At 52.0% G+C, this 20538-nt stretch carries 21 protein-coding genes, 2 pseudogenes and 1 riboswitch; of the genes and pseudogenes, 14 read left to right on the forward strand and 9 right to left on the reverse strand.

Going from position 1 to position 20538, the window contains the following annotated elements:
• Positions 1-1277, reverse strand: a 1277-nt coding sequence (ipaHa, locus tag ABZJ92_RS10230; protein ID WP_152029266.1) for a T3SS effector E3 ubiquitin-protein ligase IpaHa, incomplete at its 3' end; no start/stop codon positions are given.
• Positions 1278-1368: 91 nt separating this feature from the next.
• Between ipaHa and ABZJ92_RS10235 the strand changes: the two are divergent.
• A pseudogene (locus tag ABZJ92_RS10235) lies at positions 1369-1455 on the forward strand (transposase); the annotation flags it as partial.
• A gap of 6 nt (positions 1456-1461) precedes the next feature.
• Here the strand turns inward: ABZJ92_RS10235 and ABZJ92_RS10240 are convergent.
• The 3 genes and pseudogenes from ABZJ92_RS10240 to bioA all read right to left on the reverse strand — a co-directional run.
• A pseudogene (locus ABZJ92_RS10240) lies at positions 1462-1545 on the reverse strand (hypothetical protein); the annotation flags it as partial.
• Between the two features lie 314 nt (positions 1546-1859).
• Complete coding sequence (locus ABZJ92_RS10245; protein ID WP_000767391.1) at positions 1860-2336, reverse strand: kinase inhibitor; 477 nt, start codon at positions 2334-2336, stop codon at positions 1860-1862.
• 58 nt (positions 2337-2394) lie between these two features.
• Positions 2395-3684 carry an adenosylmethionine--8-amino-7-oxononanoate transaminase gene (gene bioA / locus ABZJ92_RS10250; RefSeq protein ID WP_005048541.1) on the reverse strand — a complete coding sequence of 430 codons (1290 nt, stop codon included), beginning with the start codon at positions 3682-3684 and terminating at the stop codon, positions 2395-2397.
• Between the two features lie 86 nt (positions 3685-3770).
• Here bioA and bioB point away from each other — a divergent pair, with 86 nt between their 5' ends.
• The 5 genes from bioB (at position 3771) to uvrB (ending at position 9974) form a co-directional block, all read left to right on the forward strand.
• Positions 3771-4811: a biotin synthase BioB gene (bioB, locus tag ABZJ92_RS10255; RefSeq protein ID WP_000951226.1), complete on the forward strand. Its 1041-nt coding sequence runs from the start codon at positions 3771-3773 to the stop codon at positions 4809-4811.
• Positions 4808-5962, forward strand: a complete 1155-nt coding sequence (bioF, locus tag ABZJ92_RS10260; RefSeq protein ID WP_000118810.1) for an 8-amino-7-oxononanoate synthase — start codon at positions 4808-4810, stop codon at positions 5960-5962. The genes bioB and bioF overlap by 4 nt, the downstream gene beginning before the upstream one ends.
• A complete protein-coding gene (gene bioC / locus ABZJ92_RS10265) occupies positions 5949-6704 on the forward strand; it encodes a malonyl-ACP O-methyltransferase BioC (protein WP_000246759.1) in 756 nt (251 codons plus the stop codon). The genes bioF and bioC overlap by 14 nt, the downstream gene beginning before the upstream one ends.
• The gene (gene bioD / locus ABZJ92_RS10270) at positions 6697-7374 is read left to right on the forward strand and encodes a dethiobiotin synthase (RefSeq protein WP_000044878.1); all 678 of its coding nucleotides are present in this window, start codon (positions 6697-6699) and stop codon (positions 7372-7374) included. The genes bioC and bioD overlap by 8 nt, the downstream gene beginning before the upstream one ends.
• 578 nt (positions 7375-7952) lie before the next feature.
• Positions 7953-9974, forward strand: a complete 2022-nt coding sequence (gene uvrB / locus ABZJ92_RS10275) for an excinuclease ABC subunit UvrB (RefSeq protein WP_000042516.1) — start codon at positions 7953-7955, stop codon at positions 9972-9974.
• A 191-nt stretch (positions 9975-10165) separates the two neighbouring features.
• On the opposite strand, the gene yvcK is transcribed toward uvrB, so the two are convergent.
• Entirely contained in the window at positions 10166-11074 is a 909-nt protein-coding gene (yvcK, locus tag ABZJ92_RS10280) for a uridine diphosphate-N-acetylglucosamine-binding protein YvcK (protein ID WP_005048534.1), read from the reverse strand.
• Positions 11075-11338: 264 nt separating this feature from the next.
• Positions 11339-11483: riboswitch (molybdenum cofactor riboswitch) on the forward strand.
• Here yvcK and moaA point away from each other — a divergent pair.
• From moaA to ABZJ92_RS10315, 7 genes are all read left to right on the forward strand, one after another.
• Entirely contained in the window at positions 11471-12460 is a 990-nt protein-coding gene (moaA, locus tag ABZJ92_RS10285; protein ID WP_005048531.1) for a GTP 3',8-cyclase MoaA, read from the forward strand. Its footprint overlaps the riboswitch before it by 13 nt.
• Positions 12461-12481: 21 nt before the next feature.
• Positions 12482-12994 carry a molybdenum cofactor biosynthesis protein B gene (gene moaB, locus ABZJ92_RS10290; RefSeq protein WP_000084630.1) on the forward strand — a complete coding sequence of 171 codons (513 nt, stop codon included), beginning with the start codon at positions 12482-12484 and terminating at the stop codon, positions 12992-12994.
• A 2-nt stretch (positions 12995-12996) separates the two neighbouring features.
• A complete protein-coding gene (gene moaC / locus ABZJ92_RS10295) occupies positions 12997-13482 on the forward strand; it encodes a cyclic pyranopterin monophosphate synthase MoaC (RefSeq protein WP_000080885.1) in 486 nt (161 codons plus the stop codon).
• The gene (moaD, locus tag ABZJ92_RS10300) at positions 13475-13720 is read left to right on the forward strand and encodes a molybdopterin synthase sulfur carrier subunit (protein ID WP_000598624.1); all 246 of its coding nucleotides are present in this window, start codon (positions 13475-13477) and stop codon (positions 13718-13720) included. The genes moaC and moaD overlap by 8 nt, the downstream gene beginning before the upstream one ends.
• 1 nt (position 13721) lies before the next feature.
• Entirely contained in the window at positions 13722-14174 is a 453-nt protein-coding gene (moaE, locus tag ABZJ92_RS10305; RefSeq protein WP_000852286.1) for a molybdopterin synthase catalytic subunit MoaE, read from the forward strand.
• A 136-nt stretch (positions 14175-14310) separates the two neighbouring features.
• Positions 14311-15015, forward strand: a complete 705-nt coding sequence (locus ABZJ92_RS10310) for a Bax inhibitor-1/YccA family protein (protein ID WP_000373626.1) — start codon at positions 14311-14313, stop codon at positions 15013-15015.
• A gap of 204 nt (positions 15016-15219) precedes the next feature.
• Positions 15220-15933, forward strand: a complete 714-nt coding sequence (locus tag ABZJ92_RS10315; protein WP_000446914.1) for a Bax inhibitor-1/YccA family protein — start codon at positions 15220-15222, stop codon at positions 15931-15933.
• Between the two features lie 35 nt (positions 15934-15968).
• Here the strand turns inward: ABZJ92_RS10315 and ABZJ92_RS10320 are convergent, their stop codons facing one another.
• From ABZJ92_RS10320 to ABZJ92_RS10330, 3 genes are read right to left on the reverse strand one after another with little or no spacing between them, the layout of a single operon-like run.
• Positions 15969-16925: a lysylphosphatidylglycerol synthase domain-containing protein gene (locus ABZJ92_RS10320; RefSeq protein ID WP_000045466.1), complete on the reverse strand. Its 957-nt coding sequence runs from the start codon at positions 16923-16925 to the stop codon at positions 15969-15971.
• Positions 16925-18166, reverse strand: a complete 1242-nt coding sequence (clsB, locus tag ABZJ92_RS10325; RefSeq protein ID WP_000650362.1) for a cardiolipin synthase ClsB — start codon at positions 18164-18166, stop codon at positions 16925-16927. The genes ABZJ92_RS10320 and clsB overlap by 1 nt, the downstream gene beginning before the upstream one ends.
• Positions 18163-18924 carry an endonuclease/exonuclease/phosphatase family protein gene (locus ABZJ92_RS10330; protein ID WP_001113348.1) on the reverse strand — a complete coding sequence of 254 codons (762 nt, stop codon included), beginning with the start codon at positions 18922-18924 and terminating at the stop codon, positions 18163-18165. Before ABZJ92_RS10330 ends, clsB begins: the two co-directional genes overlap by 4 nt.
• A 132-nt stretch (positions 18925-19056) precedes the next feature.
• On the opposite strand from ABZJ92_RS10330, the gene ABZJ92_RS10335 reads away from it, so the two are divergent.
• Positions 19057-19467: a YbhQ family protein gene (locus tag ABZJ92_RS10335; RefSeq protein ID WP_000871982.1), complete on the forward strand. Its 411-nt coding sequence runs from the start codon at positions 19057-19059 to the stop codon at positions 19465-19467.
• Here the strand turns inward: ABZJ92_RS10335 and ABZJ92_RS10340 are convergent.
• Positions 19429-20535, reverse strand: a complete 1107-nt coding sequence (locus ABZJ92_RS10340; protein WP_000469031.1) for an ABC transporter permease — start codon at positions 20533-20535, stop codon at positions 19429-19431. The genes ABZJ92_RS10335 and ABZJ92_RS10340 overlap by 39 nt on opposite strands.
• Between the last annotated feature and the right edge of the window lie 3 nt (positions 20536-20538).

Genomic DNA, 20538 nt, shown 5'->3' on the forward strand with positions numbered 1-20538 from the left:
TCCTCCAGAATTTCGAGGCGGAACATTTCCCTGCCCAGGGAGAGCAGAGCGCCGGTATCATTATCGAAAAGGCCTTCTGATGCCTGATGGACCAGGAGGGTTTTCCGGAGATTGTTCCATGTGAGCGCGACACGGTCCTCACAGCTCTCAGTGGCATCAGCAGCAACAGCGAAAGACTGCTGTCGAAGCTCCGCAGAGGCACTGAGTTTTTCCAGCCATGCAGCGACCTGTTCACGGAATCCGGAGGTATTGCGTGCAGAGACGGTATCGGAAAGGCGGTCAAGGAACGCGGAAAAGGTGTTGGCGTGCTCTTCATGTTCAAAAGCATGCCATATCTGTGATACATCAGATTGTTTGTTTTCCGGGAACCATGCTGTCACGGCATCAGCCAGGGGGCGATGGAGTGTATTCTGTTGTCCGTCACTCATGGAGAAGTAAATCCGTGGGCCGTGGTAGTCCGGCGAAGAGGTTAATCTTTGCAGGGCTTGCAGAGTGCGAGTCGACAATGGATTGTTATAAATATTAACATCTGCATAAATGTGCAGATTCATGATACTGTCTGGCAATGTGTTCAGCTGATTGTTAGGGATATATAGTGATTGCAGACGTTGTGGAAGTTCGGGCAGTCTGTGTAGTTGGTTTTCCCCAACGTTTAAAAGCCTCAGATTTTGAGGAAGGGGCGGTAGCTCTTGTAATCTGTTATCAAAAGCACTTAGTTCCTGTAGTTCACATGGTAATTCTGGTAAGGCAGTAAGCTGGTTGTTGCCAACAGAAAGTTTTTGTAGAGCCGGGGGAAGATCAGGTAGCGTCTCCAGGCTATTGAGAAGGGCTGAGAGTGACTGCAAGGAAGATGGAAGAGAAGGCAAACATGTTAAAACTCTGTTAAGTGAAACATCAAGAGCGACCAGGTGAGGCGGAAGAGCCGGGAGCCTGCTCAGTCTGTTATCGCTGGCTTTAAGTACAGTTAAGGACGGAGGGAGTTCTGGCAGAGAGCGTAGCTCATTGCTAGAGATGTTAAGTTCTTGTATGTGCGGGGGCAGGTATGGGAGAGAGCGTAATCTGAGTAAACTTAAATTGAGGGCTGGCTCTTGAAAAGCCAGACATATTTTCAGTAATCGAACTGCCTGTGTTCGGTCTTCTGTTGCAGCACCTTCCTTGGCCCAGTTATCCCAGATGCGGTGATAATCCGTGATATTTTGCTCTTCTACGGATAAACGGGATATACATCCTAAACCACAAAAGGAGCGGAAAAAAGAAGGATTGTGGGCAGGTTTCATTTATTATTGATCCTCATTGTTTATATATTAATATATTCGTGCAAATGGAGTGAGGATTCTTTAAAAAAACGCGCCTGTAAATAGTTAAGAACAGGAAGAACTGTTGGGGATGTGGCTGGCCGAAAATGAAGGGGTGAAGTTCTGGCTCAATGTGCTGACTGAACTGAAAAAACGCGGTTGGTCGCCCTACCTTTTCATCAAGCCAGTAGTCTGCCCACCACAGCATCATTTCTCTGCGCTTATCGAGATACTGAGCATGGTTGTAAATTCAGCTAACCCAGTGCGTTGACAAAAAATTAGCGCAAGAGGACAAAAAATCACCTTGCGCTAATGCTCTGTATCAGGTCACTAATACCATCTAAGTGGTTGATTCATAGTGACTGGATATGTTGTGTTTTGCAGTATTATGCAGTCTATTTTTTAAGCTAAATGTATTATAATGCATTGATATTAATGATTTTTACTGTTTCTCGGTCAGCTTTTTTATACTAACTTGAGCGAAACGGGAAGGTAAAAAGACAAAAAGTTGTTTTTAATACCTTTAAGTGATACCAGATGGCATTGCGCCATCTGGCAGAGTGATTAACTAAACATCGCGGTAATCGATGCGCTTGCCAGAGAGTGGAAATGAACGTTAAACCCGACCATCGCGCCGCTGGCTCCTTCATCGACATCAATACGCTCTACATCCAGCGCGTGAACGGTAAAAATGTAGCGATGGGTTTCGCCTTTCGGCGGCGCTGCGCCATCGTATCCGGTTTTACCAAAATCGGTACGCGTCTGCAAAACGCCGTCTGGCATTGCTACCAGACCAGAGCCAAACCCTTGCGGTAATACGCGGGTATCAGCGGGTAAATTAACAACTACCCAGTGCCACCAGCCGGAGCCGGTTGGCGCATCCGGGTCGTAGCAGGTGACAACAAAACTTTTCGTTCCCGCAGGAACATCATCCCACGCCAGATGCGGTGAAATATTATCGCCATCGTAACCCATGCCGTTAAAGACATGACGATGCGGCAACTTATCGCCATCGCGCAGATCGTTACTGATGAGTTTCATGAACCCTCCTTTCTTGTTTGCAGAAAGTGTAGCCAGAAACCCTCACGCTGACTTCCCGTTATTGGCAAAAAAATGTTTCATCCTGTACCGCGCGGTTAACCGCTGCGGTCAGACGCTGCAACTGTTGCGGGAGAATAATATAGGGCGGCATCAGGTAAATCAGTTTGCCAAAAGGCCGGATCCATACCCCCTGTTCGACAAAGAATTTTTGCAGCGCCGCCATATTCACCGGACGAGTGGTTTCGACCACACCGATTGCCCCCAGTACGCGCACATCGGCAACCATTTCGGCATCACGGGCTGGTGCCAGTTGCTCGCGCAGCTGCACTTCAATAGCCGCCACCTGCTGCTGCCATTCGCCGGATTCGATAATCGCTAGGCTGGCGTTTGCTGCCGCGCAGGCCAGCGGATTGCCCATAAAAGTTGGCCCATGCATAAAGCAGCCGGCTTCGCCGTTACTGATGGTTTCTGCAACCTCGCGCGTGGTAAGTGTGGCGGAAAGGGTCATTGTGCCGCCGGTTAAGGCTTTACCGAGGCACAAAATGTCCGGCGCGATTTCTGCATATTCACAGGCAAACAGTTTGCCGGTACGACCAAATCCGGTGGCGATCTCGTCGGCAATCAGCAAGATACCTTCGCGATCGCACATTTTGCGGATTCGTTTTAACCATTCCGGATGGTACATGCGCATCCCGCCTGCGCCCTGGACAATCGGCTCAATGATCACCGCTGCGATTTCATGACGATGCGCCGCCATCAGGCGGGCAAAACCAACCATATCGCGTTCATCCCATTCACCATCCATGCGGCTTTGCGGGGCGGGAGCAAACAAGTTTTCTGGCAGATAGCCTTTCCACAGGCTGTGCATTGAGTTGTCCGGATCGCACACCGACATCGCGCCAAAGGTATCGCCATGATAACCATTGCGGAAGGTCAGAAAACGCTGGCGCGCTTCGCCTTTGGCTTGCCAGTACTGCAACGCCATTTTCATCGCCACTTCCACCGCTACGGAACCGGAGTCCGCGAGAAAAACGCACTCCAGCGGTTGCGGCGTCATTGCCACCAGTTTGCGGCATAGCTCGATGGCGGGCGCATGGGTGATACCGCCAAACATCACATGCGACATGGCATCAATTTGCGTCTTCATCGCCGCATTAAGCTGCGGGTGATTGTAGCCGTGGATCGCCGCCCACCAGGACGACATACCGTCAACCAGGCGTCTGCCGTCAGACAAAATTAGCTCGCAACCTTCGGCGCTCGCCACCGGATAAACCGGCAGAGGGGAGGTCATGGATGTGTATGGGTGCCAGATATGGCGTTGGTCAAAGGCAAGATCGTCCGTTGTCATAATCGACTTGTAAACCAAATTGAAAAGATTTAGGTTTACAAGCCTACACCGAATTAACAACAAAAAACACGTTTTGGAGAAGCCCCATGGCTCACCGCCCACGCTGGACATTGTCGCAAGTCACAGAATTATTTGAAAAACCGTTGCTGGATCTGCTGTTTGAAGCGCAGCAGGTGCATCGCCAGCATTTCGAACCTCGTCAGGTGCAGGTCAGCACGTTGCTGTCGATTAAGACCGGAGCTTGTCCGGAAGATTGCAAATACTGCCCGCAAAGCTCGCGCTACAAAACCGGGCTGGAAGCCGAGCGGTTGATGGAAGTTGAACAGGTGCTGGAGTCGGCGCGCAAAGCGAAAGCGGCAGGATCGACGCGCTTCTGTATGGGCGCGGCATGGAAGAATCCCCACGAACGCGATATGCCGTACCTGGAACAAATGGTGCAGGGGGTAAAAGCGATGGGGCTGGAGGCGTGTATGACGCTGGGCACGTTGAGTGAATCTCAGGCGCAGCGCCTCGCGAACGCCGGGCTGGATTACTACAACCACAACCTGGACACCTCGCCGGAGTTTTACGGCAATATCATCACCACACGCACTTATCAGGAACGCCTCGATACGCTGGAAAAAGTGCGCGATGCCGGGATCAAAGTCTGCTCAGGTGGCATTGTGGGCTTAGGCGAAACGGTAAAAGATCGCGCCGGATTATTGCTGCAACTGGCAAACCTGCCGACGCCGCCGGAAAGCGTACCAATCAACATGCTGGTGAAGGTGAAAGGCACGCCGCTTGCCGATAACGATGACGTTGATGCCTTTGATTTTATTCGCACCATTGCCGTAGCGCGGATCATGATGCCGACCTCTTACGTGCGCCTTTCTGCCGGACGCGAGCAGATGAACGAACAGACTCAGGCGATGTGCTTTATGGCAGGCGCAAACTCGATTTTCTACGGTTGCAAACTGCTGACCACGCCGAATCCGGAAGAAGATAAAGACCTGCAACTGTTCCGCAAACTGGGGCTAAATCCGCAGCAAACTGCCGTGCTGGCAGGGGATAACGAACAACAGCAACGTCTTGGACAGGCGCTGATGACCCCGGACACCGACGAATATTACAACGCGGCAGCATTATGAGCTGGCAGGAGAAAATCAACGCGGCGCTCGATGCGCGGCGTGCTGCCGATGCCCTGCGTCGCCGTTATCCGGTGGCGCAAGGAGCCGGACGCTGGCTGGTGGCGGATGATCGCCAGTATCTGAACTTTTCCAGTAACGATTATTTAGGTTTAAGCCATCATCCGCAAATTATCCGTGCCTGGAAGCAGGGGGCGGAGCAATTTGGCATCGGTAGCGGCGGCTCCGGTCACGTCAGCGGTTATAGCGTGGTGCATCAGGCGCTGGAAGAAGAACTGGCCGAGTGGCTTGGCTATTCGCGGGCGCTGCTGTTTATCTCTGGTTTTGCCGCGAATCAGGCAGTCATTGCCGCGATGATGGCGAAAGAGGACCGTATTGTTGCCGACCGGCTTAGCCATGCCTCATTGCTGGAGGCTGCCAGTTTAAGCCCGTCGCAGCTTCGCCGTTTTACTCATAACGATGTCGCTCATCTGGCGCGACTGCTTGCTTCCCCCTGTCCGGGGCAGCAACTGGTGGTGACAGAAGGCGTGTTCAGCATGGACGGCGATAGCGCGCCACTGGCGGAAATCCAGCAGGTAACGCAACAGCACAATGGCTGGTTGATGGTCGATGATGCCCACGGCACGGGCGTTATCGGGGAGCAGGGGCGCGGCAGCTGCTGGCTGCAAAAGGTAAAACCAGAATTGCTGGTAGTGACTTTTGGCAAAGGATTTGGCGTCAGTGGGGCTGCGGTGCTTTGCTCAAGTACGGTGGCGGATTATCTGCTGCAATTCGCCCGCCACCTTATCTACAGCACCAGTATGCCGCCCGCTCAGGCGCAGGCATTACGTGCGTCGCTGGCGGTCATTCGCCGTGATGAGGGGGATGCACGGCGCGAAAAACTGGTGTCACTCATTGCGCGTTTTCGTGCCGGAGTACAGGATTTGCCGTTTACGCTGGCTGATTCATGCAGCGCCATCCAGCCATTGATCGTCGGTGATAACAGCCGTGCGTTACAACTGGCAGAAAAACTGCGCCAGCAAGGCTGCTGGGTCACGGCGATTCGCCCGCCAACCGTACCCGCTGGTACTGCGCGACTGCGCTTAACGCTAACCGCTGCGCATGAAATGCAGGATATCGACCGTCTGCTGGAGGTGCTGCATGGCAACGGTTAATAAACAAGCCATTGCAGCGGCATTTGGTCGGGCAGCCGCACACTATGAGCAACATGCAGATCTACAGCGCCAGAGTGCTGACGCCTTACTGGCAATGCTTCCACAGCGTAAATACACCCACGTACTGGACGCGGGTTGTGGACCTGGCTGGATGAGCCGCCACTGGCGGGAACGTCACGCGCAGGTGACGGCGTTAGATCTCTCGCCGCCAATGCTTGCGCAAGCCCGCCATAAAGATGCCGCAGATCATTATCTGGCAGGAGATATCGAATCCCTGCCGTTAGCGACTGCGACGTTCGATCTTGCATGGAGCAATCTCGCGGTGCAGTGGTGCGGTAATTTATCCACGGCACTCCGCGAGCTGTATCGGGTGGTGCGCCCCGGAGGCGTGGTCGCGTTTACCACGCTGGTGCAGGGATCGTTACCCGAACTGCATCAGGCGCGGCAGGCGGTGGACGAGCGTCCGCATGCTAATCGCTTTTTACCGCCAGATGAAATCGAAGAGTCGCTGAACGGCGTGCGTTATCAACATCATATTCAGCTCATCACACTATGGTTTGATGATGCGCTCAGTGCCATGCGTTCGCTGAAAGGCATCGGTGCTACGCATCTTCATGAAGGGCGCGACCCGCGAATATTAACGCGTTCGCAGTTGCAGCGATTGCAACTGGCCTGGCCGCAACAACAGGGGCGATATCCTCTGACGTATCATCTTTTTTTGGGAGTGATTGCTCGTGAGTAAACGTTATTTTGTCACCGGAACGGATACCGAAGTGGGGAAAACCGTCGCCAGTTGTGCACTTTTACAAGCCGCGAAGGCAGTAGGTTATCGGACGGCAGGTTATAAACCGGTCGCCTCTGGCAGCGAAAAGACCCCGGAAGGCTTACGTAATAGTGACGCGCTGGCGTTACAGCACAACAGCAGCCTGCAGCTGGATTACGCAACGGTAAATCCTTACACCTTCGCAGAATCCACCTCGCCGCACATCATCAGCGCCCAAGAGGGCAGGCCGATAGAATCATTGGTAATGAGCGCCGGATTACGCGCGCTTGAACAACAGGCTGACTGGGTGTTAGTGGAAGGTGCTGGCGGCTGGTTTACGCCGCTTTCTGACACTTTCACTTTTGCAGATTGGGTAACACAGGAACAACTGCCGGTGATACTGGTAGTTGGTGTGAAACTCGGCTGTATTAATCACGCGATGTTGACTGCGCAGGCAATACAACACGCCGGACTGACTCTGGCGGGTTGGGTGGCGAACGATGTTACGCCTCCGGGAAAACGTCACGCTGAATATATGACCACGCTCACCCGCATGATTCCCGCGCCGCTGCTGGGAGAGATCCCCTGGCTTGCAGAAAATCCAGAAAATGCGGCAACCGGAAAGTACATAAACCTTGCCTTGTTGTAGCCATTCTGTATTTGGTTAAATTGCGAGCGAGATCGCGTCTTCGATTGACTGCAATTTAACCAATTAAATTCTAAAATAATCACGAAAAAAATTTTACTTCCGCCTCATGCGGCGAATGTGGGAATTGCCCAGGCGGCGGGGGATAGGGGCTGGAGACAGTTATCCACTATTCCTGTGGATAACCATGTGTATTAGAGTTAGAAAACACGAGGCAAGCGAGAGAATACGCGGCTTGCACGCGAATTGGCGTTAAAGACGGCTCAAAGAAATATCTTTTATTTTTTAACTGGTTAGATAAATGCAATGGCAGTCACTGAACAGGCATCTCTTGCCATAAAACTGTCATCACTCATCTTGACAAATGTTAAAAAAGCCGTTGCTTTGGGGATAACCCGGTAAGGCTGGAGTTTTATCTCGCCACAGAGTAAATTTTGCTCATGATTGACAGCGGAGTTTACGCTGTATCAGAAATATTATGGTGATGAACTGTTTTTTTATCCAGTATAATTTGTTGGCATAATTAAGTACGACGAGTAAAATTACATACCTGCCCGCCCAACTCCTTCAGGTAGCGACTCATGAGTAAACCGTTCAAACTGAATTCCGCTTTTAAACCTTCTGGCGATCAGCCAGAGGCGATTCGACGTCTCGAAGAGGGGCTGGAAGATGGCCTGGCGCACCAGACGTTACTTGGCGTGACTGGCTCCGGGAAAACCTTCACCATTGCCAATGTCATTGCTGACCTTCAGCGCCCAACCATGGTACTTGCGCCCAACAAAACGCTGGCGGCCCAGCTGTATGGCGAAATGAAAGAGTTCTTCCCGGAAAACGCGGTGGAGTATTTCGTCTCCTACTACGACTACTATCAGCCGGAAGCCTATGTACCGAGTTCCGACACCTTCATTGAGAAAGATGCCTCGGTTAACGAACATATTGAGCAGATGCGTTTGTCCGCCACCAAAGCGATGCTGGAGCGGCGTGATGTGATTGTAGTGGCGTCTGTTTCCGCGATTTATGGTCTGGGCGATCCTGATTTATATCTCAAGATGATGCTCCATCTCACGGTCGGTATGATTATCGATCAGCGCGCGATTCTGCGCCGACTGGCGGAGCTGCAATACGCTCGTAATGATCAAGCATTCCAGCGTGGTACTTTCCGCGTTCGTGGCGAGGTGATAGATATCTTCCCGGCAGAATCGGATGACATTGCACTTCGCGTGGAACTGTTTGACGAGGAAGTGGAACGATTGTCGTTATTTGACCCGCTGACCGGGCAGATTGTTTCCACTATTCCACGTTTTACCATCTACCCGAAAACGCACTACGTCACACCGCGCGAGCGCATCGTACAGGCGATGGAGGAGATCAAAGAAGAACTGGCCGCCAGACGCAAAGTGCTGTTGGAAAACAACAAACTGCTGGAAGAGCAGCGGCTGACCCAGCGTACCCAGTTTGATCTGGAGATGATGGACGAGCTGGGCTACTGTTCGGGGATTGAAAACTACTCGCGCTTCCTCTCCGGTCGTGGACCGGGTGAGCCACCGCCGACGCTGTTTGATTACCTGCCTGCCGATGGGCTGCTGGTCGTCGATGAATCTCACGTCACCATTCCACAAATTGGCGGCATGTATCGCGGTGACCGGGCGCGTAAAGAGACACTGGTGGAGTACGGCTTCCGCCTGCCATCAGCGCTGGATAACCGTCCGCTTAAGTTTGAAGAGTTCGAAGCATTAGCGCCGCAAACCATCTATGTTTCGGCGACGCCGGGTAATTACGAGCTGGAAAAATCCGGCGGCGATGTGGTGGATCAGGTGGTGCGTCCAACCGGATTGCTTGACCCGATTATCGAAGTGCGGCCGGTGGCGACACAGGTTGATGATCTTCTTTCGGAGATTCGTCAGCGAGCGGCAATTAACGAACGCGTGCTGGTCACCACACTGACCAAGCGAATGGCGGAAGATCTTACCGAATATCTCGAAGAACACGGTGAGCGCGTGCGTTATCTTCACTCAGATATCGACACCGTCGAGCGTATGGAGATTATCCGCGACTTGCGTCTGGGTGAGTTCGACGTATTGGTAGGGATCAACTTACTGCGTGAAGGTCTGGATATGCCGGAAGTGTCGCTGGTGGCGATCCTCGACGCTGACAAAGAAGGCTTCCTGCGTTCCGAACGTTCGTTGATCCAGACCATTGGTCGTGCGGCACGTAACGTTAACGGTAAAGCGATTCTCTACGGCGATAGGAGCACTCCATCAATGGCGAAAGCGATTGGCGAAACCGAACGTCGCCGTGAGAAACAGCAGAAGTACAACGAGGAACACGGCATTACGCCGCAAGGCTTGAACAAGAAAGTGGTCGATATCCTGGCGCTGGGGCAGAACATTGCCAAAACCAAAGCGAAGGGCAGAGGAAAATCGCGCCCGATTGTTGAGCCGGATAATGTGCCGATGGATATGTTGCCGAAAGCGTTGCAGCAGAAAATCCATGAACTGGAAGGGCTGATGATGCAACACGCGCAGAATCTGGAGTTCGAAGAAGCGGCACAAATTCGTGACCAGTTGCATCAGTTGCGTGAGTTGTTTATTGCCGCATCGTAACAGGATAGCGAAGAAGACTGATGACAAACGGAAAACAGTCTGATGCGCTACGCTTATCAGGCCTACATTTTCTCCGCAATATATTGAATTTGCGCGGTTTGTAGGCCGGATAAGGCGTTCACGCCGCATCCGGCATAAACAACGCGCACTTTGTCTTCAATAGGAAGCCGGAATTTTCCTTCGGATTTCCGTTAACCTAAAGCCTGTAACGCCTTTTCCAGCGCGTTATGTAACAACTGGCGGTCATGACGATACGGAATATCGCTGGCCTCCAGTACCTCCTGGATCACAATCCGCTCTTTCACCGCCGAGACATCCACTTTTGGCCCGACGATGACCGCATCAATGACCTTTTTACCAACATACTGCTCCATAATTGCCAGCTTGCTTTCCAGCTTCAAATTAGCCGCAGGTAAACTCAACTCACGCCCCAGATTGCCGATATAAACCATCGGCGCTGGCGTGCGGCGTAATGCCTGGGCGATTTCCTTCAGCAGCAGAATTGGCATCAGGCTGGTATAAAAACTGCCAGGCCCAATAATGATGAGATCCGCTTCATTGATAGCGTGAACCGCCTCACGCGTTGCGGGTACATTAGGCGTTAACAATAACTCTTGAATCGGCGTAGTTAACTGGTCGATATTGACCTCGCCGTAAACTTCATGCCCCTGATCGTCAATCGCCATCAGATCAACAGGATGCTCTGACATTGGAATCAAATGCGTATCCACTTTCAGCAGATTACGAATTAAATTGATGGCTTCCAGAGGCCGCACGCTAAGGTGATCCAGCGCCTTTAACATCAAGTTTCCGAGATTATGACCGGAAAGTTCGCCATTGCCGCCAAAACGGTATTCAAACATCGCGGAGGCGACGTTCGGTTCCGTTATCAGCTGGTTGAGGCAGTTGCGCATATCGCCCCAAGCAATGCCGCCTTCTGAACGGCGAATACGCCCCGTCGAGCCACCATTATCCGTGGTGGTGACGATACCCGTTAAACGAGAACCCAAAGACGAAAGTGATGAGAGAACGCGTCCCAGTCCATGCCCTCCGCCGAGAGCAACGACACGATCAAGATCAGCCAGCGTACGATTGCGCATATAGTTTCCTGGAGTCAGATTATCCGCGCTACAGTAGCGCAAATTGCGGGGAAACAGCAATTAACCTGCCAATATTGAGGATACAAACTATTTTCTTCTATCTCTAAAGGACGATGCACGCTATGCCTCCCTGATGATGTATATCAAAGTAAAACCGCCATTTTCCCTTATTCTGTAGCGAAATAGCACGATCATGACGCTATATACATGATTACATAGCGAAAGTGTGGATGGTAAAAATCTCATTTACACGCTAGTATCGGCTTAACCACTAAACACTCTAGCCTCTGCACCTGGGTCAACTGATACGGTGCTTTGGCCGTGACAATGCTCGTAAAGATTGCCACCAGGGCGAAGGAAGAAATGACTTCGCCTCCCGTATCTGGAAAGGTGTACATGGCTTCACAACTGACTGATGTATTTGCGCGTAAGTTTTACTACTTGCGCCTGTCGATTACCGATGTGTGTAACTTTCGTTGCACCTACTGCCTGCCGGATGGCTACAAACCGAGCGGCGTCACCAATAAAGGCTTTCTTACCGTCGATGAAATTCGCCGGGTTACGCGCGCCTTCGCCAGTCTGGGCACCGAAAAAGTGCGCCTGACAGGAGGAGAGCCGTCTTTACGCCGCGACTTTACCGATATCATCGCCGCTGTGCGGGAAAACGACGCTATCCGCCAGATTGCGGTCACCACCAATGGTTACCGTCTGGAACGCGATGTGGCGAACTGGCGCGATGCGGGACTTACTGGCATTAACGTCAGTGTCGACAGTTTGGACGCCCGCCAGTTTCACGCTATTACCGGGCAGGATAAATTCAACCAGGTCATGGCAGGGATTGATGCTGCATTTGAGGCCGGTTTTGAGAAGGTCAAAGTCAATACCGTGCTGATGCGTGATGTTAATCATCACCAGCTCGACACCTTTCTGAACTGGATCCAGCATCGCCCTATCCAGCTGCGTTTCATCGAACTGATGGAAACGGGCGAGGGCAGCGAGCTCTTCCGTAAGCATCACATCTCTGGTCAGGTTCTGCGTGACGAGCTACTGCGTCGCGGCTGGATCCACCAATTACGTCAACGCAGCGACGGTCCCGCGCAAGTCTTTTGCCATCCAGATTACGCCGGAGAGATTGGCCTTATCATGCCGTATGAAAAAGACTTCTGCGCCACTTGCAACCGCCTGCGCGTTTCCTCCATTGGTAAACTCCATCTCTGCCTGTTTGGTGAAGGCGGCGTTAACCTGCGCGATCTGCTGGAAGGCGATACCCAGCAACAGGCGCTGGAAGCGCGTATTTCAGCGGCGCTGCGGGAGAAGAAACAGACCCATTTCCTGCATCAAAACAACACCGGTATTACGCAAAACTTATCGTACATTGGCGGCTAAAACGTCAAAAGGAGAGATCAGATGAGTCAGGTAAGCACTGAATTTATCCCGACCCGTATTGCTATTCTTACGGTTTCTAATCGTCGCGGTGAAGAAGACGATACCTCCGGTCACTATCTGCGCGATTCGGCGCAAGAAGCGGGCCATCACGTTGTCGATGAAGCCATAGTGAAAGAAAACCGCTACGCTATTCGCGCTCAGGTATCTGCGTGGATCGCCAGCGACGATGTACAAGTGGTATTGATTACGGGTGGTACTGGCCTGACGGAAGGTGATCAGGCTCCCGAAGCGCTGCTGCCGTTGTTCGACCGTGAGGTTGAAGGTTTTGGTGAAGTGTTCCGTATGTTGTCGTTTGAAGAGATTGGCACTTCCACGTTGCAATCTCGTGCGGTAGCGGGCGTCGCTAACAAAACGCTGATTTTCGCCATGCCGGGTTCGACCAAAGCGTGCCGTACCGCATGGGAAAATATCATCGCGCCGCAGCTGGATGCCCGTACGCGTCCGTGTAATTTCCATCCACATTTGAAGAAATAAGTATGTCGCAACTGACCCATATCAACGCCGCTGGCGAAGCGCACATGGTGGATGTCTCCGCCAAAGCGGAAACCGTGCGTGAAGCGCGGGCGGAAGCCTTTGTCACCATGCGCAGCGAGACGCTGGCGATGATTATTGATGGTCGCCACCACAAAGGCGACGTATTTGCCACTGCGCGTATTGCCGGTATTCAGGCGGCAAAACGCACTTGGGATCTGATCCCGCTGTGTCACCCGCTGATGCTCAGCAAAGTTGAAGTCAATTTACAGGCCGAGCCGGAGCACAATCGGGTGCGTATAGAAACCTTATGCCGCCTGACCGGGAAAACCGGTGTCGAAATGGAAGCGTTAACCGCGGCCTCCGTGGCGGCGCTGACCATTTATGACATGTGCAAAGCGGTGCAAAAAGATATGGTGATTGGTCCGGTACGTTTGCTGGCGAAGAGCGGCGGCAAGTCGGGTGACTTTAAGGTGGAAGCGGATGATTAAAGTTCTTTTTTTCGCCCAGGTGCGCGAGTTGGTGGGAACAGATGCAACCGAAGTGGCTGCGGATTACCCAACCGTTGAAGCGTTACGCCAGCACCTGGCTGCGCAGAGCGATCGCTGGGCGCTGGCGCTGGAAGATGGCAAATTGCTGGCTGCCGTCAACCAGACGCTGGTGAGTTTTGACCATCCGCTGACTGACGGCGACGAAGTAGCTTTCTTCCCGCCGGTAACCGGAGGTTAAGATGGCAGAAACCAAAATTGTTGTCGGCCCGCAGCCGTTCAGCGTAGGAGAAGAGTACCCGTGGCTGGCGGAGCGTGACGAAGACGGTGCGGTAGTCACCTTCACCGGAAAGGTGCGCAACCATAACCTGGGCGACAGCGTCAAAGCATTAACCCTCGAACACTATCCGGGGATGACTGAAAAAGCACTGGCAGAAATTGTTGATGAAGCGCGTAACCGCTGGCCGCTGGGGCGCGTCACGGTGATTCACCGCATCGGGGAATTATGGCCGGGCGATGAAATCGTTTTTGTCGGTGTCACCAGTGCGCATCGCAGCAGTGCGTTTGAAGCCGGGCAGTTTATTATGGATTATCTCAAAACCCGCGCACCGTTCTGGAAGCGCGAAGCCACGCCGGAAGGCGACCGCTGGGTTGAAGCCCGGGAGAGCGATCTGCAGGCGGCAAAACGCTGGTAGTTTTTTGTTAGCCGGATAAGGCACCGCTGCGTCCGGCAATTTCACCGCTCAGTACATGCGTTTACGCTGCGTCGATGCACAGCCTCATCATTTTGCAGTATCCTTAAGATATTCCTTATATCTTCAGGAGATCGTCATGGACAGATTCCCACGTTCTGATTCAATCGTACAACCCTGGGCTGGCTTGCAAACTTATATGGCGCAAGTCTATGGCTGGATGACCGTTGGCTTGTTGCTGACCGCATTTGTTGCCTGGTATGCGGCTAATTCCGCGGCCGTGATGGAGCTGTTGTTCACTAACCGTGTCTTTTTAATCGGTCTGATCATCGCGCAATTAGCATTGGTTATTGTGTTATCAGCGATGATTCAAAAGCTGAGCGCAGGTGTAACGACGATGCTCTTTATGCTTTATTCGGCGCTGACGGGTCTTACGCTTTCCAGTATATTCATTGTCTATACCGCTGCTTCTATCGCCAGTACTTTCGTCGTTACTGCCGGGATGTTCGGCGCAATGAGCCTGTACGGTTACACCACGAAGCGCGATTTAAGTGGCTTTGGCAATATGCTGTTTATGGCGTTAATCGGCATTGTGCTGGCATCGCTGGTCAACTTCTGGCTGAAAAGCGAAGCATTGATGTGGGCAGTTACCTACATCGGCGTGATTGTCTTTGTCGGATTGACGGCGTATGACACTCAGAAATTGAAAAATATGGGTGAGCAGATTGATACCCGCGACACGTCGAACCTGCGCAAATATTCCATTCTTGGTGCGTTAACCTTGTATCTGGACTTCATCAACCTGTTCCTGATGTTGTTACGGATCTTCGGCAACCGCCGTTAATTCTTTTTCACCATCACTATCCCGGCCATGTGTCGGGATTTTTTTCTTACTAAAAACGACACTTAACAAGTACCAGGTATAAAATATGCCTTATGAGCGAGCGGAATCGTTTTCCGTATCCATAAATACAAAAGTATTTTGTATGCGTGGTTTTAAATTTATTGATGGTGAATATTAATGTTTTTTCTAAGGACAACTAAAAGAATGGAATCATACTCGCAAAACAGCAATAAATTAGATTTTCAGCACGAGGCCAGGATATTAAACGGTATATGGCTCATTACCGCTTTAGGTTTGGTGGCAACCGCAGGACTAGCCTGGGGAGCTAAGTATCTCGAAATTACGGCAACCAAATATGATTCACCACCAATGTATGTCGCCATAGGGTTATTATTACTTTGTATGTATGGCTTAAGTAAGGATATCAACAAGATAAATGCCGCCATCGCGGGCGTAATATATCTGTTTTTACTCTCTTTGGTGGCGATTGTCGTTGCAAGTTTAGTTCCTGTATATGCCATTATCATCGTGTTCAGCACTGCGGGCGCGATGTTTTTAATCAGTATGCTGGCCGGTTTATTATTTAATGTTGATCCTGGTTCTCACCGTTTTATCATTATGATGACGTTGACAGGGTTGGCCCTGGTAATCATCGTGAATGCGGCATTAATGAGTGAACGGCCCATTTGGGTAATAAGTTGCTTAATGATTGTGTTATGGCCAGGCATTATCTCGCATGGACGAAATAAGCTCCTTGAACTGGCAGGAAAATGCCATAGTGAAGAGTTGTGGAGTCCGGTTCGTTGCGCTTTTACAGGTGCATTAACACTCTATTACTATTTTATCGGCTTCTTTGGGATACTTGCCGCGATAGCTATAACGCTTGTCTGGCAAAGGCATACGCGTTTTTTTCATTAGTCGTAAATGCAGATACTAAAGAACTTAACTAAACTTCACATCGCCGCTTCATTTTTCGCCCGTAGCTTCTTCGCTTGGCTTTCCAGTAGCAGGTAACAGATCAGCGCCAGCAGCAGCGGGATAAAGTAATACAGGACGCGATAAGCGAGCAGGGCGGCGATAATGCTCCCTTTCGAGGTATGCTCCCCAGCCAGTAGTGCGATAAACACCGCTTCCAGCACACCGATCCCCGCCGGAATATGCACGATGACGCCAGCAATACTACTAACCAGTAACACGCCCAGTACAAAGAAATAGTTCACGCTTTGACCAAGTAACAGCCAGATAATCGCCCCCATTACCATCCAGTTAACGCTGGAAATCAGCATCTGAGCGAGGGCGAATTTCCATGAAGGCAGCACCAGCTTTTGCCCTTTGATGGTCATATGGCGGTGCTTCGCGAAAGCGCAAAACCACAAATAAACCGCGATAATCATCAGTAAGCCAATGCCGAGAATACGCAGCGTAGTTTGATCGACATACCAGTAATCCGGCAACTCCACCACGCCTGCGGTAAAGATAATCCCTGCCAGTAAAATATAGCCCAGCCAGTTGGTGGTAATACTGAGCGAGGAAATCCGCGTAATAGTGCTGCCCGGTAACCCTAGTCGGGAGTACAAACGATAGCGCATACCAATGCCGCCGACCCAGGTACTGAGCGTCAGGTTGAAGGCGTAGCAGATAAACGACACCAGCATCACCTGGCGCTTCGCCAGTTTGTGACCGCAGTAAAAGCGGGCGAGCAGGTCATAGCAGCCGTAAATCAGATAGCTGACGACCACCAGCCCGACCGCACTAAGCAGCGCAACGCGATTGTAGTCGCGGATGACCTTCCAGACCTCTTCCCAGTCCACTTTTTTGGCGTAGACCACCAGCAACACAATCACCGCGATAAAAAACAGCCAGGTGAGGATCTTCTTTGCTAAGCGCCAGCGCGGGTGTGATTTACTCATCAGGGGTTTACCCCCGTGTTTTCAGTTTCTACCCGATCCTGCGTTTCCATTGTCGGTTGTGCGGGGGGATCAACCTGCGTCAGACGTGGTGTGTGTGCCGGAAGCCAGCCAACCAGCGCCGGGAAGTGGCGTAAAAAGTGGAACGCCAGCACGCTTTTGGTCAGGTTCCACCAGGTGCGTTTGGGCAGCATGGTTTCATCCACCTGCTGACAATCTGCGGCAATAATGCCGTTCAGATTATCGCGCAGCGTCTGGTTAAAATGACGATCGTGGATGATGACATTTGCTTCGAGATTCAGTGACAAACTGAGCGGATCGAGATTACTGGACCCTACTGTCGCCCAGTGATCGTCCATCAATGCCACTTTGCCGTGGAGCGGGCGGCGGCGGTACTCAAAAACCTGAACGCCGCCTTTAACCAGATAGTTATACAGCAAGCGCGCACCGACTCTGACAATCGGCATATCCGGTTCGCCCTGAATGATCAGTTTGATCCGCACCCCGCGCCGTGCCGCTTTACGCAAGGCGTGTAAAAATCGATAGCCGGGGAAGAAGTAGGCGTTGGCGATAATCACTTCCCGCTGCGCCTGAGTGAGCATTTTCAGATAATGGCGTTCAATATCATCGCGATGTTCTTCGTTATCGCGCCAGACCAGCAATACCTGCGCTTCTCCCGGCTGGCGGTTCTCTTCCGCTTTGTGATGACGTCGCCACCAGCGTCGTGCCGCGCTCTGTCCAGGCAGGTTTTCCAGCTCAAACTGGAGAATATCTTCGACAATCGGCCCTTCAAGGCGTACCGCGTAATCCTGTTTAGCCTCTGGACCGTAGCTGGACATATGCTCGGCGGAGTAATTCAGCCCGCCAATAAAGGCGATACGCGCGTCGATCACCACAATTTTGCGATGCATCCGGCGAAACACATTGGTGCGCATACCAAAAAGGCGAGGGCGGGGATCGTAGTAGCGGAACACTACGCCAGCTGCCGTCAGTTCATTGACAAACTCATCGCTGAGATCCGGCGAACCGTAGCCATCCAGCAAGACTTCCGCTTTAACCCCGCGTTGCGCTGCTGCCAGTAGTGCCGCATGCAGCTGTTTGCCGACGTTATCCTCAAACCAGATAAACGTTTCAAGAATGATGCGTTCTTGTGCCTCGCCAATCGCCTTAAACACCGCGGGATAATATTGCTCGCCGTTTTCCAGCAACTGGATCTTATTGCCTTCGCGCCAGCTACATTTCATAAATGAATCTCCGCACTTAAAGGGGCATGATCAGAAAGGTGTCGCCATGTCCGCAGCGGCAACGCGGTTGGCGCGCTGGCGCTGGCATTTTTGACGTAGATCCTGTCCAGTCGTAGTAGAGGAAATTGCACCGGAAACGTGCGCGCCGGGCGTCCGTGGGCGCGGGTAAAAATCTCATCCAGTCCGGCCTGCACTTTTAACGGATGATTAGCTTTTTGCCGCCAGTCATTGAAATCACCCGCCACCAATACCGGTTCGCCGTCCGGTAGCTCATTCACCCATTCGGCGAGCATCGCAAGCTGCGCCTGACGGTGCGCCTCACGCAGGCCCAGATGTACGCACATCACATGAATCGCTTTTCCGGTCATCGGCGGCACAATGCGGCAGTAGAGCACGCCGCGCTTTTCCGCACCATCGACCGAAACATCGCGATTCTCATAATGTTCAATGGGATAACGCGACAGTACGGCGTTGCCGTGATGCCCTTCCGGGTATACGGCATTGCGACCGTAGGCAAAATCGCTCCACATAGTGTCGGCGAGAAACTCGTAGTGCGAGGTATCGGGCCAGTTTTCCACATGCAGCGGATGAACTTCGTGCGCGCCCATCACTTCCTGCAGGCAAACAATATCGGCGCTGACGGTACGCACGGCATCGCGAAGTTCCGGCAAAATGAAGCGTCGGTTAAACGCGGTAAAGCCTTTGTGAATGTTGATGGTGAGCACCTTGAACGAAAATTGTTGTGTTTGATCGGGCATAATTTTCCTGTCTTTGCCTCTTATCTCATTGAAATAGTGTAGTCGGCGTCACAAAAAGGTGCGGTCTTACGGAATTTTCCGTAAAGTTCGGTACTCTGAGTAAGTAGAGATAAATTCTTCAGGAGAGAAGCCATGAAGTGGCAACAACGTGTTCGTGTCGCAACGGGTCTAAGTTGCTGGCAGATTATGTTGCATTTACTGGTAGTGGCGCTGCTGGTGGTGGGCTGGATGAGTAAGACTCTGGTTCACGTCGGCGTGGGATTATGCGCACTGTATTGTGTCACGGTAGTGATGATGCTGGTGTTTCAGCGCCACCCCGAGCAACGCTGGCGTGAGGTGGCAGACGTGCTGGAAGAGCTGACCACGACCTGGTATTTTGGCGCAGCGCTGATTGTGCTGTGGCTGTTGTCCCGCGTACTGGAAAACAACTTTTTGCTGGCAATTGCAGGGCTGGCGATCCTTGCTGGCCCGGCGGTAGTGTCTTTGCTGGCGAAAGATAAGAAGTTACATCACCTTACGTCTAAACATCGCGTACGCCGCTGACCCTGTCGTGGCCGTTATCACCAGTAGCGGCCACAAACTATTCCACACAATATCCAGACTCGCATCCTTCAAATAAATCTGCTTGGTAATGTCCGTAAAGTGGCGAATAGGGTTAATCCACGTCAGATTTTGCAGCCACACTGGCATGTTTTCCACCGGCGAAACGTAACCGGAAAGGAGAATGGCGGGCATCATAAAAACAAACACGCCGATAAACGCCTGCTGTTGTGTCGAGCAGAGTGATGAAATCAACAGACCGAATCCCACCAGCGATAAACCGTAAATCACCATCGTAAAGTAGAACAGCGCTAGCGATCCGGCGAAGGGGATTTGATACGCCCAGATACCAATCGCCAGCACAATGGTGGCCTGGAAGGTGGCGACAATTAACGCCGGTACGGCTTTGCCGATGAAGATCTGCCAGGTGGTGAGCGGCGAAACCAGTAGCTGATCGAGCGTACCTTGTTCACGTTCGCGGGCGACGGAAAGTGAAGTGACGATCATTACGCCGATAGTGGTGATCATGGCGATCAGCGACGGCACCACAAACCATTTGTAGTCGAGATTCGGGTTATACCAGTTGCGTACCACCAGCTCGCTGTTGTTGGGTTTCGGTTTTCCTTCCAGCAGCTCCTGCTGATAATTTTTGACGATCTGTTGCAGGTAGTTGGCGGCAATTTGCGCACTGTTGGAGTTACGCCCGTCGAGGATCAACTGCAACGGCGCGGTCTGGAAGGTATCCAGTTTGCGCGAGAAGTCAGCCGGGAAACGCACCAGTAGTAACGCCTTTTGTGTGTCGATGGTCGGGCGGATCTCCTGTGGGCTTTTCAGCAGCAGCACATGTGTAAAGGCGCTGGCGCGGGCAAAACGTTGAGTAAGTTCCACCGAATGCTCGCCGTTATCTTCATCGTAGATGGCGATGGTGGCGTTAGTCACTTCCAGCGTGGCGGCGAACGGGAACAGGATCACCTGAATTAGCACGGGTAAAATCAGAATCGCGCGGGTTTGTGGTTCGCGCAGCAACGACTGCAACTCTTTGCGGATTAACGTCCATAAGCGATGAAACATGCT

It is taken from the genome of Shigella sp. FJ200513 (assembly GCF_040495915.1).
Taxonomy (GTDB): Bacteria; Pseudomonadota; Gammaproteobacteria; order Enterobacterales; family Enterobacteriaceae; genus ECMA0423.

Excerpts from the sequence above, each read along its gene's own strand:
- bioA (WP_005048541.1), bottom strand. The coding sequence starts at position 3,684 with ATGACAACGGACGATCTTGCCTTTGACCAACGCCATATCTGGCACCCA.
- clsB (WP_000650362.1), bottom strand. The coding sequence starts at position 18,166 with ATGAAATGTAGCTGGCGCGAAGGCAATAAGATCCAGTTGCTGGAAAAC.
- ABZJ92_RS10310 (WP_000373626.1), top strand. The coding sequence starts at position 14,311 with ATGGACAGATTCCCACGTTCTGATTCAATCGTACAACCCTGGGCTGGC.
- moaB (WP_000084630.1), top strand. The coding sequence starts at position 12,482 with ATGAGTCAGGTAAGCACTGAATTTATCCCGACCCGTATTGCTATTCTT.
- bioF (WP_000118810.1), top strand. The coding sequence starts at position 4,808 with ATGAGCTGGCAGGAGAAAATCAACGCGGCGCTCGATGCGCGGCGTGCT.
- moaC (WP_000080885.1), top strand. The coding sequence starts at position 12,997 with ATGTCGCAACTGACCCATATCAACGCCGCTGGCGAAGCGCACATGGTG.
- moaE (WP_000852286.1), top strand. The coding sequence starts at position 13,722 with ATGGCAGAAACCAAAATTGTTGTCGGCCCGCAGCCGTTCAGCGTAGGA.
- uvrB (WP_000042516.1), top strand. The coding sequence starts at position 7,953 with ATGAGTAAACCGTTCAAACTGAATTCCGCTTTTAAACCTTCTGGCGAT.
- ABZJ92_RS10335 (WP_000871982.1), top strand. The coding sequence starts at position 19,057 with ATGAAGTGGCAACAACGTGTTCGTGTCGCAACGGGTCTAAGTTGCTGG.
- ABZJ92_RS10245 (WP_000767391.1), bottom strand. The coding sequence starts at position 2,336 with ATGAAACTCATCAGTAACGATCTGCGCGATGGCGATAAGTTGCCGCAT.
- ABZJ92_RS10330 (WP_001113348.1), bottom strand. The coding sequence starts at position 18,924 with ATGCCCGATCAAACACAACAATTTTCGTTCAAGGTGCTCACCATCAAC.
- yvcK (WP_005048534.1), bottom strand. The coding sequence starts at position 11,074 with ATGCGCAATCGTACGCTGGCTGATCTTGATCGTGTCGTTGCTCTCGGC.
- moaD (WP_000598624.1), top strand. The coding sequence starts at position 13,475 with ATGATTAAAGTTCTTTTTTTCGCCCAGGTGCGCGAGTTGGTGGGAACA.
- ABZJ92_RS10320 (WP_000045466.1), bottom strand. The coding sequence starts at position 16,925 with ATGAGTAAATCACACCCGCGCTGGCGCTTAGCAAAGAAGATCCTCACC.
- bioB (WP_000951226.1), top strand. The coding sequence starts at position 3,771 with ATGGCTCACCGCCCACGCTGGACATTGTCGCAAGTCACAGAATTATTT.
- bioC (WP_000246759.1), top strand. The coding sequence starts at position 5,949 with ATGGCAACGGTTAATAAACAAGCCATTGCAGCGGCATTTGGTCGGGCA.
- moaA (WP_005048531.1), top strand. The coding sequence starts at position 11,471 with ATGGCTTCACAACTGACTGATGTATTTGCGCGTAAGTTTTACTACTTG.
- ABZJ92_RS10340 (WP_000469031.1), bottom strand. The coding sequence starts at position 20,535 with ATGTTTCATCGCTTATGGACGTTAATCCGCAAAGAGTTGCAGTCGTTG.
- ABZJ92_RS10315 (WP_000446914.1), top strand. The coding sequence starts at position 15,220 with ATGGAATCATACTCGCAAAACAGCAATAAATTAGATTTTCAGCACGAG.